This is a genomic window from Microbispora sp. GKU 823, from assembly GCF_002027145.1.
In the GTDB taxonomy this organism is placed as follows: Bacteria; Actinomycetota; Actinomycetes; order Streptosporangiales; family Streptosporangiaceae; genus Microbispora; species Microbispora siamensis.
On sequence record NZ_MWJN01000070.1, the window covers coordinates 1 to 16,351 of the forward strand.

The 16,351-nt window shown below is 72.2% G+C and carries 12 protein-coding genes, 3 pseudogenes and 1 riboswitch; of the genes and pseudogenes, 9 read left to right on the plus strand and 6 right to left on the minus strand.

Annotated elements, in window-relative coordinates; genetic code table 11:
* From B1L11_RS29755 to rpe, 7 genes and pseudogenes are all read left to right on the plus strand, one after another.
* A pseudogene (locus B1L11_RS29755) lies at nucleotides 1-861 on the plus strand (primosome assembly protein PriA); the annotation flags it as partial.
* 40 nt (nucleotides 862-901) lie between these two features.
* Nucleotides 902-2,569, plus strand: a complete 1,668-nt coding sequence (locus tag B1L11_RS29760; RefSeq protein ID WP_079318443.1) for a hypothetical protein — start codon at nucleotides 902-904, stop codon at nucleotides 2,567-2,569.
* A 23-nt stretch (nucleotides 2,570-2,592) separates the two neighbouring features.
* A complete protein-coding gene (locus tag B1L11_RS29765; RefSeq protein WP_079318445.1) occupies nucleotides 2,593-3,834 on the plus strand; it encodes a hypothetical protein in 1,242 nt (413 codons plus the stop codon).
* A 46-nt stretch (nucleotides 3,835-3,880) separates the two neighbouring features.
* Entirely contained in the window at nucleotides 3,881-4,429 is a 549-nt protein-coding gene (def, locus tag B1L11_RS29770; protein ID WP_079318447.1) for a peptide deformylase, read from the plus strand.
* Nucleotides 4,429-5,358 carry a methionyl-tRNA formyltransferase gene (gene fmt, locus B1L11_RS29775; protein WP_079318449.1) on the plus strand — a complete coding sequence of 310 codons (930 nt, stop codon included), beginning with the start codon at nucleotides 4,429-4,431 and terminating at the stop codon, nucleotides 5,356-5,358. The genes def and fmt overlap by 1 nt, the downstream gene beginning before the upstream one ends.
* Before the next feature lie 367 nt (nucleotides 5,359-5,725).
* The gene (locus B1L11_RS29780) at nucleotides 5,726-7,009 is read left to right on the plus strand and encodes an RsmB/NOP family class I SAM-dependent RNA methyltransferase (protein WP_239108026.1); all 1,284 of its coding nucleotides are present in this window, start codon (nucleotides 5,726-5,728) and stop codon (nucleotides 7,007-7,009) included.
* A gap of 135 nt (nucleotides 7,010-7,144) precedes the next feature.
* Nucleotides 7,145-7,816, plus strand: coding sequence for a ribulose-phosphate 3-epimerase (gene rpe, locus B1L11_RS29785; protein WP_079318453.1), 672 nt, complete (start codon nucleotides 7,145-7,147; stop codon nucleotides 7,814-7,816).
* 52 nt (nucleotides 7,817-7,868) lie between these two features.
* Here the strand turns inward: rpe and B1L11_RS29790 are convergent, their stop codons facing one another.
* The 6 genes and pseudogenes from B1L11_RS29790 to B1L11_RS29810 form a co-directional block, all read right to left on the minus strand.
* Complete coding sequence (locus B1L11_RS29790; protein WP_079318455.1) at nucleotides 7,869-8,900, minus strand: ABC transporter ATP-binding protein; 1,032 nt, start codon at nucleotides 8,898-8,900, stop codon at nucleotides 7,869-7,871.
* Nucleotides 8,897-9,961 carry an ABC transporter ATP-binding protein gene (locus B1L11_RS29795; RefSeq protein ID WP_079318457.1) on the minus strand — a complete coding sequence of 355 codons (1,065 nt, stop codon included), beginning with the start codon at nucleotides 9,959-9,961 and terminating at the stop codon, nucleotides 8,897-8,899. Before B1L11_RS29795 ends, B1L11_RS29790 begins: the two co-directional genes overlap by 4 nt.
* 56 nt (nucleotides 9,962-10,017) lie before the next feature.
* The gene (locus tag B1L11_RS48775) at nucleotides 10,018-10,638 is read right to left on the minus strand and encodes an ABC transporter permease (protein ID WP_306291725.1); all 621 of its coding nucleotides are present in this window, start codon (nucleotides 10,636-10,638) and stop codon (nucleotides 10,018-10,020) included.
* Nucleotides 10,639-10,666: 28 nt separating this feature from the next.
* Nucleotides 10,667-10,996 (minus strand): annotated as a pseudogene (locus B1L11_RS55285) (ABC transporter permease); the annotation flags it as partial.
* A 78-nt stretch (nucleotides 10,997-11,074) separates the two neighbouring features.
* The gene (locus B1L11_RS29805; RefSeq protein ID WP_079318459.1) at nucleotides 11,075-12,868 is read right to left on the minus strand and encodes an ABC transporter substrate-binding protein; all 1,794 of its coding nucleotides are present in this window, start codon (nucleotides 12,866-12,868) and stop codon (nucleotides 11,075-11,077) included.
* 34 nt (nucleotides 12,869-12,902) lie between these two features.
* Nucleotides 12,903-13,931, minus strand: a complete 1,029-nt coding sequence (locus B1L11_RS29810; protein WP_079318461.1) for an ABC transporter permease — start codon at nucleotides 13,929-13,931, stop codon at nucleotides 12,903-12,905.
* Between the two features lie 339 nt (nucleotides 13,932-14,270).
* Nucleotides 14,271-14,422: riboswitch (FMN riboswitch) on the plus strand.
* 156 nt (nucleotides 14,423-14,578) lie between these two features.
* Here B1L11_RS29810 and ribD point away from each other — a divergent pair.
* Together ribD and B1L11_RS29820 are read left to right on the plus strand one after the other, a co-directional pair.
* Nucleotides 14,579-15,678, plus strand: a pseudogene (gene ribD / locus B1L11_RS29815) (bifunctional diaminohydroxyphosphoribosylaminopyrimidine deaminase/5-amino-6-(5-phosphoribosylamino)uracil reductase RibD).
* Nucleotides 15,679-16,287: a riboflavin synthase gene (locus B1L11_RS29820; protein ID WP_079318463.1), complete on the plus strand. Its 609-nt coding sequence runs from the start codon at nucleotides 15,679-15,681 to the stop codon at nucleotides 16,285-16,287.
* Nucleotides 16,288-16,351: the final 64 nt, after the last annotated feature.

The following is a 16,351-nucleotide window of genomic DNA, read 5'->3' on the forward strand; positions in this document are numbered from 1 at the left end:
CCGGCGGCAGGGGCCGCCTCGGCGGGCGCGGCGCCCGGCGGCAGGGCACGGATGCTCGCGGAACCCGTGCTCTCGGAGCCCGCGGCCACGGGACCGGTGTGCTCGGGTCCGCTCGCGCTGCGCGGCGGGCACGCCGTGCCTTACTGCCGCTGGTGCGGCCGGATCGCGGGCGACTGGCGCTGCCCGTCCTGCGGCGGGACCGGCGTGCGGGCCGTCATCGTGGGCGCGCGGCGCACCGCGGAGGAACTGGGCCGGGCCTTTCCTTCGGTGGCCGTGCGCACCAGCGGCCGCGACGGCGTGCTCGCGACGGTGAGCGGCGCCCCCGCGCTGGTCGTGGCGACGCCCGGGGCCGAGCCGGTGCCGGACGGCGGCTACGCGGCCGCCGTGCTGCTCGACGGATGGGCGCTGCTGGGCCGCCCCGACCTGCGCGCGGCCGAGGAGGCGCTGCGGCGCTGGACGAACGCCGCCGCCCTGCTGCGACCGGCGGGGGAGCTGGTCGTCCTGGCCGACGCCGCGGTGCCCGCCGTGCAGGCCCTGCTGCGCTGGGACCCCGTCACCTTCGCGGAACGCGAGCTCGACGAGCGGGCCGAGCTGGGCTTCCCCCCGGCCGTGCGGATGGCGACGCTGACGGGCCCGGCGGCGGCGGTCAGGGAGACGCTGGCGAGCGCCGTGCTGCCCATGGGGGCGCAGGTGCTGGGGCCGGTGCCGGTGGAGGGCGGGCTGGAACGGGCCATGGTCCGGGTGCCGCGCCACCTCGGGTCCGCGCTGGCCCGCGCGCTCAAGGGCGCCTCCGGTGTGCGCTCCGCACGCAAGGCGCCGGACGTGGTACGTGTGAACATTGATCCGCTCGATCTCATCTGACCGATTCGCCTCGCACAAAGCGAGCCGTTAGCGTGCCTCTGTGTCGATCGAATGGGTGAACCGGGCCATCGACGGCCTGCGTGCCTGGGGGCGCGAGCGGAACGTCGAGGTCGACGTCGACGAGGTACGTCTGCTGTGCGACTACGCCAGCGACTACCTGGAGGTGAACGAACTGGGCGATTTCCGGCCGGGCACCTTCGAGGAGCTCCTGCTGGAAATCTACCCGCGCAAGGTCATCGCGCCACCGGAGAGCGCGCCGGAGACGGTCGCCGCGGCGCGGACACTGGTCGAGTTCCTGCTGGACACGGGCGAGATCGGCAGCAAGACGGCCGCCCGCATGCGGGAGACCATCGACCGCATCGAGCCGGAGATGCCGCGCGCGCTCGCCGACACGTCCAAGTTCGGCATGGCCAAGAGCCTGTTCAGCGCCATCGGGCCCGACTCCCTGGAGCTCGACGCGGCCCAGGCCGTGCGGGCGGAGGGGGAGGCGGACGGCGACGACTGCGACTGCCCCGGCTGCGCGCCCCTGCCGCCCGTACGGCTCGCGCCGCGCGAGGAGGTGGCGCGGGCCGTACGCGGGGTGCCGCTGCTGCGCGACGCCCACCGAGTGGTGACGTGGCTGGTGGAGGGCGGCCGCACGGTGACGACGCGCCGGTCGCTGCGGGTCAGGGACGCGCGGGCGTGCAGGGCGGAGCTCGGCGTCGAGTGTCCCGAGCCGGCGTGGCGTCTCGCGCTCGACCTGGGCCTGGCCCGGCTCGACGGCACGGCCGTCGCGGTCGCGGAGGACTTCCGCGAGCTGGACGCGCGCGGTGAGGAGGAACTGCTCGACCTGTGGCGGGCGGCGCTGGAGTTCCTCGTCGAGAGGTCCGTGCCGCTCACCGGGGAGGCGGTGGTGGACGAGGGGATGTCCCAGATCCACGACCTGCTCTACCGGCTGCAGTCGCCCGTCCCGGTGGACGCCCTCGCCGACTACCTGCGCGAGGTGGCCGCCGGGCGGCCGGTCGGCAGGCTGGACGAGGCGCTGACCGCTCTGGCGTACGCGGGAACGGTCCAGCGGACCGAGGACGGCCTGGCCCTGACCCCGCACGCCCTGTGGGGCCTGCGGGAGCTGTACGCCGGCATGGGCCTGGACGCGCCGCTCGCGCCCGCCCCGGCCGAGGGCGACGCGAGCGGGCTGATCGCCGGCCTGATCGGCGACGGCACGGCGGACGAGGCGGCCGAGCGGGACATCGCCGAATGGCTGTCGCGGCGCACTCCCGAGCAGGCCGCGTCGGAGCTGCTCGCCGCCGTGGCCGGCGCCCCGGCGGAGGTGCGCGGGGTCGCCGTGACCATCGTGGACCGGCTGGGTGTCGAGGCGGCGCCGGTCGTGCGGTCCTACCTGGACGACGCCGAGCTGCGCCCGCACGCCATCCACTGGCTGTCCTCGCGGGGCCTGGACGCGCCCGCGCTGACCCCCGAGGAGGTCCTGTGGGTGAGCGTCGACATGCTCGCGCTCGCGCTGCCCGCCGCCGAGGCCGACCCGGAGGGCTTCGCGGAGAACATCGCGGCTTCGGGGCCGCCCGCCCATCTCATCGAGGACATGTGGCGGGTGGACCACCCCGACGTGGTCGAGGTTCTCGAGCTGCTCGGCAGCACGCTGCCGGACCAGGCGGCCGCCAAAGCCGCCCGGAAAGCCGCTTTCAAGGCTCGTTCGCGGGGCATCAGGTGACTGCTGTGCAGTAAGTTGCTGGAATGGCCGACAGCGACGTGCTCACCTTCCCGCCGGTCGACATCGCCCCCGACGAGCAGCTCGTCCACGCGGTGCGGGAGGTCCCGCTCGTACGGGACGCCCGCCGCATCGCCGAGTGGGTCGGGGCCCGATGTGCGGCCTCACCCCGGGGTGTGTGCGAGGTCACCGAGCAGGGGCTGCCGCACCCCGCCGAGGCCGAGGCGGTCGTCGCCGAGCTGGGCCTGGAGGCCGGCAGGCTGCGCCTGCTGTGGGTGGTCGCGGTCAACGGCCGTCTCGTGGAGGTCACCCGGCAGGGCGCCCGCCCCGGGCCCGGTGTGCCCGACCCGATGGAGTTCTGGGACGGCGTGGTCATGGACGTGCTCGACCGGACCGAGGAGGGCCTGACCGGGTCGGCCGTCATCGACGAGCACCTCACCGAGATCCTCGCGACGATCTACTCGGTGCGTGAGGGCATGCCGCTCGCCGCCCTGGCCGGCGGCATCCTCCAGGCCCACGAGGTGGGCTGCGAGGCCCGGCCGGCGGACCTGCGGCGGCTGCGGATGACCCTGCCCGGGGAGCTCGCCGCGGCGATGGCGCTGCTGGAGTACTGCGGGCTGATCGAGCTGACGGGCGAGCTCGTCCGGCTCACCCAGCCGGGCGTGTGGGCGGTGCGCCGCGACCTGCTCAGGGAGGGCCACGACGCGCCGTCGCTCGGCGAGGTGGCCGCGCTCGCCGAGCTGGGCGCCGCCGACCTCATCGACGCCATGCTGACCGGCCGGGCCTCCGCCAGCGCCGCCACGCTGTGGCTGGAGCGCCGGGTGCCGGAGGACGCGGCGCGCGAGCTCATCAAGATCGCCGCGTCCGGCAACGCCGCCCAGCGCGGCACCGCCGGGACCGTTCTGGAGGAGCTGGGCCCGGAGGCCGCGCAGGCCGTACGGGAGGCCCTGGACGAGCCGATGATGTGGCGCTACGCCGCGGCCTGGCTGGGCGTGCGGGACCTGGAGGCGCCGGCCCTCGGCGAGGGCGACGGGGCCTGGGTGGCGGTGGACACCCTCGCGGCCCTGCTCTACATCGGCGCCCCGGTCGACTCGGTCGCCCATTTCGACCTCCTCGGGGAGGACCTGCTCACGCTGGTGCCCGAGATGGGCCGGGCCGACCACCCCGACGCCCTCGCGGTGCTGGAGATGCTCGGCAGGCACCATCCCGATCCGCTGATCGCGAAGACCGCCAGGAAGACGGCGATGAAGGTGCGTTCACGCCCGTAGACTGGGGTGATCCTCCTCGTGTACGTGACGTGAACGGAGCCAACCCTTGGCCATTCAGCCGATCCGCCTGTTCGGCGACCCGGTGCTGCGCACCCCGGCCGAGCCGGTGGTCGACTTCGACAAGGAACTGCGCAAGCTCGTCAAGGACCTGACCGACACGATGATGGACGCGCCGGGCGCCGGTCTGGCCGCGCCGCAGATCGGCGTCGGCCTGCGCGTGTTCACCTACTACGTGGACGAGCAGCTCGGGCACCTCATCAACCCCGATCTCGACCTCGGCGGCGAGATGGACGAGGAGGGCGAAGAGGGCTGCCTGTCCTTCCCCGGCCTGTCCTTCCCGACGCCCCGCGCGATCAGGGCGGTGGCCAAGGGATTCAACATGCACGGCGAGCCGGTGACGATCGAGGGCACCGACCTCATGGCGCGCTGCTTCCAGCACGAGACCGACCACCTGGACGGCGTGCTGTTCATCGACCGGCTGGACCCCAAGCAGCGCAAGCTCGCGATGAAGGCGATCCGCGAGGCCGAGTGGAGCGGCCTGTCGGCGCCGGTGGTGAAGATCTCGCCGCACGCCACGCAGGGAAGGGCTCTGTAGTGCGCCTGGTCTTCGCCGGCACGCCCGACACCGCGCTTCCGTCGCTGCGCGCCCTGCTCGACTCGCCCCGTCACGAGGTGGCGGCCGTGGTGACGCGGCCGGACGCGCAGTCCGGCCGGGGGCGCAAGGTCCACCCCAGCCCGGTGGCCCAGCTCGCGGAGGAGTCGGGGATCGAGGTGCTCAAGCCGGCGAAGGCCGGGGACCCGGAGTTCCTCGACCGGCTGAGGGCGATCGGCCCCGACTGCTGCCCGGTGGTCGCGTACGGCGCCCTGCTGCCGCAGCCGGCGCTCGACATCCCCCCGCAGGGGTGGATCAACCTGCACTTCTCGGTGCTGCCCGCCTGGCGCGGCGCGGCGCCCGTGCAGCACGCGGTGCTGCACGGCGACGACGTCACCGGCGCCTCGACCTTCCGCATCGTGAAGGAGCTGGACGCGGGGCCGGTGTTCGGCGTGCTCACCGAGCGGATCCGCCCGGACGACACCAGCGGCGCGCTGCTGGCCCGGCTCGCGGAGGCCGGCGCGGGCCTGCTGCTGGCCACCCTCGACGGGGTCGAGGACGGCACGCTCGAGGCGCGCCCGCAGCCCGCGGACGGCGTCAGCCTGGCCCCGAAGATCACGGTCGAGGACGCCAGGATCGACTGGACCGCGCCCGCGATGCGGGTGGACCGGCTGGTGCGGGCCTGCACCCCGGCTCCCGGCGCGTGGGCAGAGTTCCGCGGCCAGCGGGTCAAGATCGGCCCGGTACGGCTCGCGCCCGACGCCGGCAAGCTCGCCCCCGGGGAGATCGCGGCCACGCGTACGGCCGTCCTCGTCGGGACCGGCACCCACCCCGTCGAGCTGGGCGAGGTGCAGCCGCAGGGCAAGCGGCAGATGACGGCGGCCGAGTGGGGCCGCGGCGTCCGGTTCGCGGACGGTGAGACCCTGGTCTGAAGGGCCCTGTCCGCCCAGCTCCCGGCACGGTGCCGGGAGGACGGTGTGGCGGGCAGCGGAGAGCGGAGCCGAAGGCGGCGGATCAGCGAGTGGCAGGGTCGAGGGCGGCAGGGTCGAGGGTGACACCGTGAAGCAGGGCAGAGGTCAGGGCGGCGGCGAGAGGCGTGGCCAGGGGAGCGGCCCTGGCGGCGGCAAGGGCGGCGGCCCGGGTGGCGGCCCCGGTGGCAGTTCAGGGCAGGTCCGCCCGGGACGCGGCGGCAGAGCGGGCCACGGCGGGCAGGCCGCGCACGCGGCGAAGGCCGGGCAGCCGAGGCAGGGCCGCGGGCGCCCACCGCGAGACGAGGCGCGCAACGCCGCCTACGACCTGATGCGGGCCGTCGACGAGCGCGACGCGTACGCCAACCTGCTCATGCCGACCCTGCTGCGGCAGCGGCGGATCAGCGGGCGCGACGCGGCCCTCGCCACCGAGCTGGCGTACGGCACGCTGCGCGGCCTCGGGACCTACGACGAGGTCATCGCCGCGTGCAGCGACCGGCCGCCGGAGGAGGTGGACCCGCCGCTGCTCGACGCCGTGCGTCTCGGCGTCCACCAGCTTCTGCGCACGCGGATCCCGCCCCACGCGGCGGTCAGCGCCACCATCGACCTCGTACGGCTGCGCGTCGGGCCGGGCCCGTCCCGCTACGCCAACGCCGTGCTGCGGAAGGTCGCGGGCCGCACCCTGGAGCAGTGGCTGGAGATCGTCGCCCCGCCGCGCGCGCAGGACCCGGTCGGCAACCTGGCGGTCACCTACAGCCACCCGCGCTGGATCGTCACCGCCCTGCGCGACGCCGTGGGCGGGGACGTGGACGAGACGGCCGCGCTGCTGGAGGCCGACAACGAGCGGCCCCGCGTGGCGCTGGTGGCGCGGCCTGGCCGGGCCACGCTGGAGGAACTGGTCGCGGCCGGGGCCGAGCCGGCCGCCTACTCGCCGTACGCGGCCTATCTGCCGGAGGGCGACCCGGGGTCCATCCCCGCGGTGGGGGAGGCGCGGGCCGCGGTGCAGGACGAGGCCAGCCAGCTCGTCGCGCTCGCACTGACCCGCGTGCCGCTCGACCGGGACGCCACCTGGCTGGACATGTGCGCGGGCCCCGGCGGCAAGGCCGGGCTGCTCGACGCCGTGGCGACCGAGCGGGGCGCCCGGCTGCTCGGCGCCGACGTGCAGTATCACCGCGCCCGGCTGGTCTGGGGCACCACCCGCGAGGCGAAGGTGATCACGGCCGACGGCACGCGGCCCGCCTGGCGGCCCGGCGCGTTCGACCGGGTGATGCTCGACGCCCCCTGCACCGGGCTCGGCGCCCTGCGCAGGCGGCCGGAGGCCCGCTGGCGGCGCGACCCCCGCAGCATCCCCGAGCTCACCGCGCTGCAGCGGCGGCTGCTCGACTCGGCGCTTGAGGCCGTCCGTCCGGGCGGCGTCGTGGCGTACGTGACCTGCTCGCCGCACCTGGCCGAGACCCGGGCGGTGGTGGAGGACGTGCGCGACCGGGTCGAGGTGCTGGACGCCCGCGCGTTCCTGCCCGAGGTGCCCGGTCTCGGCGACGGCCCGTACGCGCAGTTCTGGCCGCACCGGCACGGCACCGACGCGATGTTCCTGGCGCTGCTGCGCCGCTCCTAGACGGGTGGCCCGGAGCCCGGGCCTCGGCGCGGCCTGCGGTCGGCGCCTTCGCCGTGGGTGCGGTCAGGAGACCGTGCGTCCGCGCCGCCGGGGAGGGACGGGACCGACGCCCGGGCGAAATAGACTGCAGGGACTATGGCCGTTCAGATCTCGCCCAGCATCCTGTCCGCGGACTTCGCGCGCCTCGCCGACGAGGCCGCCCGAGTGGAGGACGTCGCCGACTGGCTCCACGTCGACGTGATGGACTACCAGTTCGTGCCCAACCTGACGCTCGGACTGCCGGTCGTCGAGTCGCTGCTCAAGGCGACCTCGACGCCGATCGACTGCCACCTGATGATCCAGGACCCGGACCGGTGGGCGCCGGACTACGCCGAGGCGGGAGCGGCCAGCGTCACGATCCACGCCGAGGCGGCCAAGGCCGCCGTCCGCACGCTGCGGGCGATCCGCGCCGCGGGCGCGAGGGCCGGCCTGGCGCTGAACCCGGCGACCGCCGTCGAGGGGTACGAGGACCTGCTGCCCGAGATCGACATGATGCTCGTCATGACCGTCGAGCCGGGCTTCGGCGGGCAGCGCTTCCTCGACATCGTGCTGCCGAAGCTGGCGCGGGCCCGGGCGCTGATCGACAAGCACGGCGGCGAGGTGTGGCTGCAGGTGGACGGCGGCGTCTCGGCGGAGACGATCGAGCGCTGCGCCGAGGCCGGGGCCGACGTCTTCGTGGCGGGCAACGCCGTCTACGGCGCCGACGACCCCGCCCGCGCCGTCGCGGAGCTGCGGAGCCTCGCCGAGCGGGCCACCCCGCCCGCCTGAGCGGAACAGCCGGGCTGCGAACGCGGGGGGCTGCGCGCCCGGGCGGCTCGCGTCAGGCGAGGGCGGGGTCGAGGACCACGTCCTCGCCCTGCGTGGTGGGCGCCTCGGGGAAGTGGCAGGCGGTCAGGTGACCCTCGCGGTTGCCGCTGAGCCGCACCAGCGGAGGCACCTCCGTGGCGCACTTGTCCTGGGCCTTCCAGCACCGCGTGCGGAACCGGCAGCCGGACGGCGGGTTGATCGGCGAGGGCACGTCGCCCGCCAGCCGGATGCGCTCACGCGGCTCGCTCGACACGTCCGGCTCTGGCACGGCCGACAACAGGGCGTGCGTGTACGGATGCCGGGGCCGCTCGTAGATCGACTGGCGGTCGCCGACCTCGACGATCTTGCCGAGGTACATGACGGCGACGCGCTGGGAGAAATGCCGTACGACGGCGAGGTCGTGCGCGATGAACAGGAACGCGATGCCGAGGTCGCGCTGCAGTTCCTGCAGCAGGTTGACCACCTGGGCCTGGATGGAGACGTCCAGCGCCGACACCGGCTCGTCGGCGATGATGAGCTTGGGGTCGAGCGCCAGGGCCCGGGCGACCCCGATGCGCTGCCGCTGGCCGCCGGAGAACTCGTGCGGGAAGCGGTTGTAGTGCTCGGGGTTGAGGCCGACGATCTCCAGCAGTTCCTGGACCCGCTTCTTGCGGCCGCCGGACGGGTTGATGTCGTTGACCTCCATCGGCCCGCGGATGATCGTGCCCACGGTCTGGCGCGGGTTGAGCGAGCTGTAGGGGTCCTGGAAGATCATCTGAATCTCGGGCCGGATCGGCTTGAGCTGCCTGCGCGAGCTGTGGCTGATGTCCTGGCCCCGATAGAGGACCTGGCCCGAGGTGGGTTCGAGCAGGCGGGCCGCCAGGCGGCCGGTGGTGGACTTGCCGCAGCCCGACTCGCCCACCAGGCCGACGGTCTCGCCCGCGCCGACCGTGAGGTCGATGCCGTCCACCGCGTGGACGGCCCCGACCTGACGCTTGATCAGCGCGCCGCCCCGCACGGGAAAGTGCTTGACCAGCCCCTTGAGCTCCAGCAGCGTCTCGTTCATGCGCGGTCCTCGGTCTTCGCGGTGCGGAGTTCCCTCTTCTGCTCGAGGGTGAGGTAGCAGGCGTCGCCATGCCCGCTCTCGGGGGAGATCGACGGCCGCTGGTTGAAGCACAGCTCCGGCCCGGCGAGCTTCGGGTAGTCGCAGCGCGGGTGGAACGGGCAGCCGGACGGCGGGTTCAGCAGGCTCGGGGGAGTGCCGCGCACCGGCTTCAACGGGACGTCCACGGACGAGTTCAGGCGCGGCATCGACGACAGCAGGCCCCAGGTGTAGGGATGGCGCGGCTCGCGCAGCACCTCGCGGACCGTGCCGCGCTCGGCCGCCCGCCCGGCGTACATCACCAGGACGTTGTCGGCGGTGCCCGCCACGACGCCGAGGTCGTGGGTGATCAGGATGATCGCGGTGCCGAACTGCTGCTGAAGCTCCTTGAGCAGGTCGAGGATCTGCGCCTGCACGGTCACGTCGAGCGCGGTCGTCGGCTCGTCGGCGATGAGCAGGTCGGGGTCGCACACCAGCGCCATCGCGATCATCGCGCGCTGCCGCATGCCGCCGGAGAACTCGTGCGGGTAGTGGTCCACCCGCGTCTCCGGCTGGGGGATGCCCACGCGCCGGAGCATCTCGACGGCCCGGTCGCGCGCCTCCTTCTTGCTCGCGCCCTTGTGCTTGCGGTAGACATCGCCGATCTGCCGGCCGATCGTGTGGAACGGCGACAGCGCGGTCAGCGGGTCCTGGAAGATCATCGCGACGCGGTTGCCGCGGAGTTTCTCCATCGTGCCGCGGTCCGCCGAGATCAGCTCCTGGTCCTCCAGCCAGATCTCCCCGCCGATCTTCGTGTGGGCGGGGTCGTGCAGGCCGAGGATGGCGAGGTTGGTCACCGACTTGCCCGATCCGGACTCGCCGACGATGCCGAGCGTGGTGCCCTTCTCCAGATCGAAGGACAGGCCGTCGACGGCGTGCACGATGCCGTCCTCGGTGCTGAACTCGACGCTCAGGTCGCGGACGGACAGGAACGGCCCGGGGCCGCGCGAGGTCCCCGGCTCGCCGCTCCACGACACGGTGGTCACTTGCTGCTCCAGTTCCCGGTTCGACTTGGTTGGGCGTTCGGCTTGGTCGGGCGCGCTCAGCTCAGGCGGACCCGCGGGTCGATGAACGCGTAGAGCACGTCCACGACGATGTTCAGCAGGACGATCGCCGCCGCGCCCACGATGGTCACGCCGAGCAGCATCGGCAGGTCGGTGTTCTGCACGGCGCGCACGGCCAGCTCGCCGATGCCGTGGAGGCTGAACGTCTGCTCGGTGATGATCGCGCCGCCCAGGAGCGTGGCGAGGTCCACACCGAAGATCGTGATGATGGGGATCATCGCGCCCCGCCAGGCGAAGCGGAAGAACACCGTCCGGCTCGACATGCCCTTGGCGCGCGCCGTGCGGACGTAGTCCTCGGCGAGCTGCTCGACCATCTGCGAGCGGGTCATGCGCGTGTAGTTGGCGGTGAAGATGATCGACAGAACCACCCACGGCAGCATCAGGTGGGTGAACCAGTCCAGCGGGTTCTCGGTGATCGGCACGTAGGACGGTCTCGGGATCAGCTGCATGGTGTCCACCAGGTAGAACGCCAGCAGCGGCCCGACGAAGTAGATCTGGAGCGAGGCCCCGATGACCGACGACGAGCTGGCGATCTTGTCGAGCGGCTGCCCGACCTTCCAGGCAGCGATCATGCCGGTGAGGATGCCGAACGCCAGGATGACACGAGGCGCCGAGGGTGAGCGACAGCGTCACCGGGAAACGGTCGACGATGGCGCTGAAGACGGGCTCCTGGGTGGCGAAGGAGTAGCCGAGGCAGGGCGCCGGGCACGAGCCGAACTGGACGAACTCCCGGCCCGCGAAGATGCCGACCAGCCAGTGCCAGTACTGCACGAACAGCGGTTCGTCCATGCCCAGGTTGTGCCGGATCAGCGCCAGCGTCTCGGGCTGGCAGATCTTGCCGCAGAACGCCCTGGCGGGGTCACGCGGCACGGCGTAGAAGAGGTAGAACGTGATCGCGCTGATGATGATCAGGATCACGAGGGCGCCGGCGACGCGGCGTACCAGATAGCTGGTCATGGTCTCGCACTTGCTCCTGCGGGCGGGACGGGCCGGGGGTCCGCCGCCCCGCGGAGGGGCGGCGGACCCGGGTTGCTGCTACTTGACGTAGATGTCGAGCGCCGACTGCTCGCCCTCGATCGGGTCGAACTTCACCCCGCCGAGGCCCGAGCCGTACAGGCCGAAGTACGTCTGGTAGTACTCAGGCACGATCGCGGCCTGGTCCATGATCTGACGGTCGATCGCGGCCCACGCCTTGCCCGCCTCGGCGGCGTCGGTGATCGCGTTGGCCTTGTCGATGGCGTCGTTGATCTCCGGCACGTTGAGGTGCGTGTAGTTCGGCGCGTTGTCCGAGATCAGGCGGCCGTCGTACTGCGGCTGGATCGCGGTCGATCCAGTCGGCCAGTCGGCCGCCCAGCCACCCCAGTAGATGTCGTACTTGTTGTCCACCGGGCCGATGGCGTCGTAGTAGGTGCCCGCGTTCAGCGGCTTGGCCACGACCTTGAAGCCGGCCTTGGTGAGCGCCTCCTTGATGGCGACGGTGACCTTCTCCTGGGTCGGCGTCTGGTTGTAGGCGTAGACCACCGTCGGGTTCGGGGTGCTCGACTTGGCGAGCAGCGCCTTGGCCGCCTCGGGGTCGCCCTCGGGCTTGGCCAGCTTGCCGTACAGGTCGAAGGCCTCGTAGCCGAGGACCGTCGGGCTCATGACGGTCGTGGCGATCTTGCCGGTGTTGATCTCACCGCCGCCGATCTGCTGGATCTGCTTCGACGGCCACGCCGTGATGATCGCCTTGCGGACGTTGACGTCGGTGATCCGCTTGGTGTTGATGTTGTAGAAGGTGGTGAACGGCGTCAGGCCCTGCACCGACCGCTTCATCACCTCGGCGTTGCCCAGCACCTCCTGGACCCGCTCGGGGGCGACCGCGTTGTGGAAGGTGAACGCGTTCTTGTCGTTGCCGGCGTCGGCCAGGAAGCGCTCGGTCGACTGCTGGGACTGGATCCCGAACTCCATGTGGAACTTGTCCGGGTATGCGTGCCGGATCGGGTCGGTCTTCGGGTCCCAGTTCTCGTTGCGCTCCAGGTCCATCGACTTGTCCGTGATGTGGCTCACGATCTTGTACGGACCCGAGGAGAACGGCTGCTTGTCGTACTTCTGCTTCGTGTCCTGCGCCTTGGGCACGGCGCCGTAGCCGGTCATGGCCACGGTGAAGTTGAAGTCCGGGTGCGCGCCGTTGAGGTGGAAGACCACCGTCTTGTCGTCCGGAGTCTCGATCGTGTCGAGCTCCTTGCCGTCGTACGGGCCCTTGTACTGGTCGCGGAACGGCTTCTTCGGGTCCGGGACCAGCCACGTCTCGGCGTAGTCCGGGCCCTCGGTGATGAAGTCGGCGAACAGGCGCTCGAAGCTGTACTTGATGTCACCGGAGGTGATCGGCGTGCCGTCCTGCCACTTCAGGCCGTCCTTGAGCGTGAACTTCCACGTCTTGCCGCCGTCGGTGGTGGTGCCGGTGTCGGTGGCCAGGTCGCCGACCAGCTTGATGTTGCCCGAGTCGTCGTGCTTGTAGGCGGTGAGCTGGCGGGTGAACAGGTGGGACACCGAGGAGTTGTAGTTCAGGTAGACGCGGCCCGGGTCCAGGTGGCTGAAGTCGTCCCGGTCGATCATGTAGACGGTGCCGCCGGACTTGGCGCCCGGCACCTCCGGGGCGGGGCCCTTGGAGTCGTCGGCGGTGCCGACCGCGATCGCGCTGACGGCCTTGTTCTCCAGCGGCTTCTGCGAGGTGCCCGCGGCGCCCTGGGGCGCCCCGCCGCCCCCGCCCTTGGCGCAGCCGGCCAGGGCCAGCGCGCCTGCCGCGAGCACGGCCGTCATCGAGGCGATCCGCCTGCTATGCGATCTCATGTGGTCCTTCCTATGGGGGTGCGCGCTCACGGAGTCAGCGCTTGGTGCGTGGGTCGAAGGCGTCGCGGATGGAGTCCCCGAGCAGGTTGAAGGCGACAACGAAGATCAGCATCGACACGCCGGGGAACAGGAGGTAGGTCACGTCGGAGTGGTAGACGTTCGCGCCCACCTGGAACATCCGGCCCCAGTCGGGGGTGGGCTCGGTCATGCCGACGCCGAGGAAGCCGAGGCCCGCCTCCGCGCCGACGTAGAGCGGGAGCGCGAGCGTGGCCTGGATGATGATCGGCGTCCAGAGGTTGGGCAGCAGCTCCTTGAAGATCACCCGCGCCGGCGAGGCGCCGGTGACGCGGGCGGCCTCCACGAACTCGCGCGCCCGCAGCGACAGCACCTGGGCACGCAGCAGGCGGGCGATCGTGGCCCAGCCGAGGACGGTGAGGACGACGCAGATGGACACGTACCGCAGCCAGACCGGCGTCTCCTCCTCGGGCAGCACGAACGCCGCCTCGACGACCGGCAGGAAGACGATCAGGAAGAGCTGCGAGGGAAAGGCGAGCAGCGTGTCGATGACCCGCCCGATCACGTAGTCGGTCTTGCCGCCGATGTAGCCCGAGGTGATGCCCATCACGATGCCGATGATCGTGGACACCACGGTCACGATGACCGCGATGCTCAGCGAGGTGCGGATGCCGTACACGAGCTGCATGAACACGTCGCGGCCCAGGCCCGGCTCCAGCCCGAACCAGAACTCGCCGCTCATGCCGCCGTTGGGCGCGATCGGGTAGCCGAACTCGTTGAGCAGGCCGGGCTGGTTCTGGCCGTACGTCGTGTACGGGTCCTTGCCGTACAACGCGCCGATCACGGGAGCCAGAAGCGCGATCAGGAAGAACGCGAGCACGATGATCGCCGAGACCACGCCCGTCTTGTCGCGCCGGAAACGGCGCCACATGAGCTGGCCGGGCGAGCGGCCGACGACGGCGGAACCGGAACCGGCCGTGCCCGCGGTGCCCGCGGTGTCCGCGGACTCCGCGGCGGCGTCGGTCGCGGTCGAGGAGGGGAACGTCATGGTGCGGTGCTCCCGGATGGACCATTAACGAGCGGAAGAGATCCGACTATAGGGAACCCTGGCAACTAATTTTGCGGGGGTCAATCACTTCAGGCGGGTAGTTCGCGACTTGCCTGCTTCGTTGTGCAAAGTAAATCACCTTGTGTCCTGCGGCCGCATTGACCTCGGTATACGCGGCGAGGAACACTACTTATTACACAAATGCTTTTGTGTCACAGCTTTGTGACACAACCCGCACATGGCTGAGACCAACCGCATCTGGTAACCGTGTGCCGCAGATCACCGCAATCCCGCGCTAGGGCAACGAGCCGGGCACGGCTACACTGACGGGTAGCAGAGCAGCGTGCTCCGGGGTCGGTGTAATTCCGAACCGGCGGTGACATCCCTGTCCCCAGGGGTGACAGTCCGCGACCCGGCCGAAGCCATCGGCCGGTGGACCTGGTGAGATTCCAGGACCGACGGTGAAAGTCCGGATGGGAGGAAGCGCGCGAACGGACGGCCGTGGTGCCGCCGGACGGCCGTATGGCCGCGCCGGCAGCGGCGCCGTCCGTGCAGGTGATGCGAGGCCGCATCCCGAACTAACCCCGGGGCCCGCCGTAGACAACGGCGAGAGGAAGACCGGGGTGACCTCAGGGGACATCCTTCACATGCGGCGCGCGATCGCGCTCGCCGCCCGGGGCCTGGGCGGCACCAGCCCCAATCCCGTCGTCGGCTGCGTGATCCTCGACCCGTCGGGACAGGTCGCGGGAGAGGGCTTCCACGCCTACGCCGGCGGCCCGCACGCCGAGGTCGTGGCGCTGCGCGAGGCCGGCGAACGGGCCAGGGGCGGCACTGCCTACGTGACGCTCGAGCCCTGCAACCACACCGGCAGGACCGGCCCCTGCTCCACCGCCCTCCTGGAGGCGGGCGTGGCCCGGGTCGTCGTCGCCGTCTCCGACCCCAACCCGAAGGCCGCGGGCGGCGTAGCCGTCCTGCGGCGGCACGGCGTCCTCGTGGACGAGGGCGTGCTGACCGCCGAGGCCGAGGAGGTCAACGCCGCCTGGCTGACCTTCGTGCGGGCCCGCAGGCCGTACGTGACCTGGAAGTTCGCCGCCACCGTGGACGGCCGCTCGGCGGCCGAGGACGGCACCAGCCAGTGGATCACCTCACCCGAGGCCAGGGCCGACGTGCACCGCCTGCGGGCCGAGAGCGACGCCGTCGTCGCCGGCATCGGCACCGTGCTCGCCGACGACCCCCGGCTGACCGCCCGCGTCCCCGCACCCCTGCGCGCGGCGCCCGTGCTGCGCGTGGTCGTGGATCCGGCGCCCGCACCCCGGCCGCCGCCCGCGTCCTCGACGCCGAGGCCCCGACGCTGGTCGCCGTGGCCGAGGACGCGACCGTCCCGGCCCACCTGTCCCACCACGCCGTACGGCTCCCGCGCGTCCCGGGCGGAATAGACCTCCACGCCCTCATGGCTGAGCTGCACGGGAGGCAGATCGTGAGCGTGCTGATCGAAGGCGGGCCCACCCTCGCCGGCGCCTTCCTCCGGGAGGGCCTGGTCGACCGGGTCGCGGCTACCTCGCCCCGGGCGCTGCTGGGCGCGGGGGCGGCCGCGCTCGGCCCCGCGGGCGTCTCGACGATCAGCGAGATCCACCGGCTGGAGTTCGCCGAAGTCACCCCCGTCGGGCCGGACCTCAAGCTGGTCCTGCGTCCGAAGTCCTCCGTGGATTCCACGTCCTCCGGCCCGCAGTCCCCTAAGGAGAGCTGAATGTTCACCGGAATCGTCGAGGAGCTCGGCGAGGTCGTGGCACTCGAGCCGCGCGGCGACTCCGCGCGCCTCACGGTGCGCGGCGCGGTCGTCACCGGCGACGCCCGGCACGGCGACTCGATCGCCGTCAACGGCGTCTGCCTCACCGTGGCCGGCGCCGAGGGAGACTCCTTCACCGCCGACGTGATGAAGGAGACCCTCGACCGGTCCTCGCTCGGGGCCCTGCGCCCCGGCTCGCGGGTCAACCTGGAGCGCGCCGTACGGGCCGACCAGCGGCTCGGCGGGCACATCGTGCAGGGCCACGTGGACGGGACCGGGGAGGTGCTGTCGCGCGAGCCCGGGGAGCACTGGGAGGTCGTGCGGCTCTCGCTGCCCGCGAACCTCGCCAGGTACGTCGTGGAGAAGGGCTCGATCGCGGTGGACGGCGTCAGCCTCACCGTGGCCGCGGTGACGGACGACTCCTTCTCCGTCAGCCTGATCCCCACCACCCTCGAACTCACCACGCTCGGCCGCAAGCAGCCGGGCGAGCCGGTCAACCTCGAGGTCGACGTGATCGCCAAGTACGTCGAGAGGCTCACCGCCGCGACCGCCAAGGGGGTCTCGGCATGAGCGAGCGTAGCGAGCGAATCAATAGGCACAGTGCCTGGCGAGGTGCTGAATCGCGCGCCTCCGG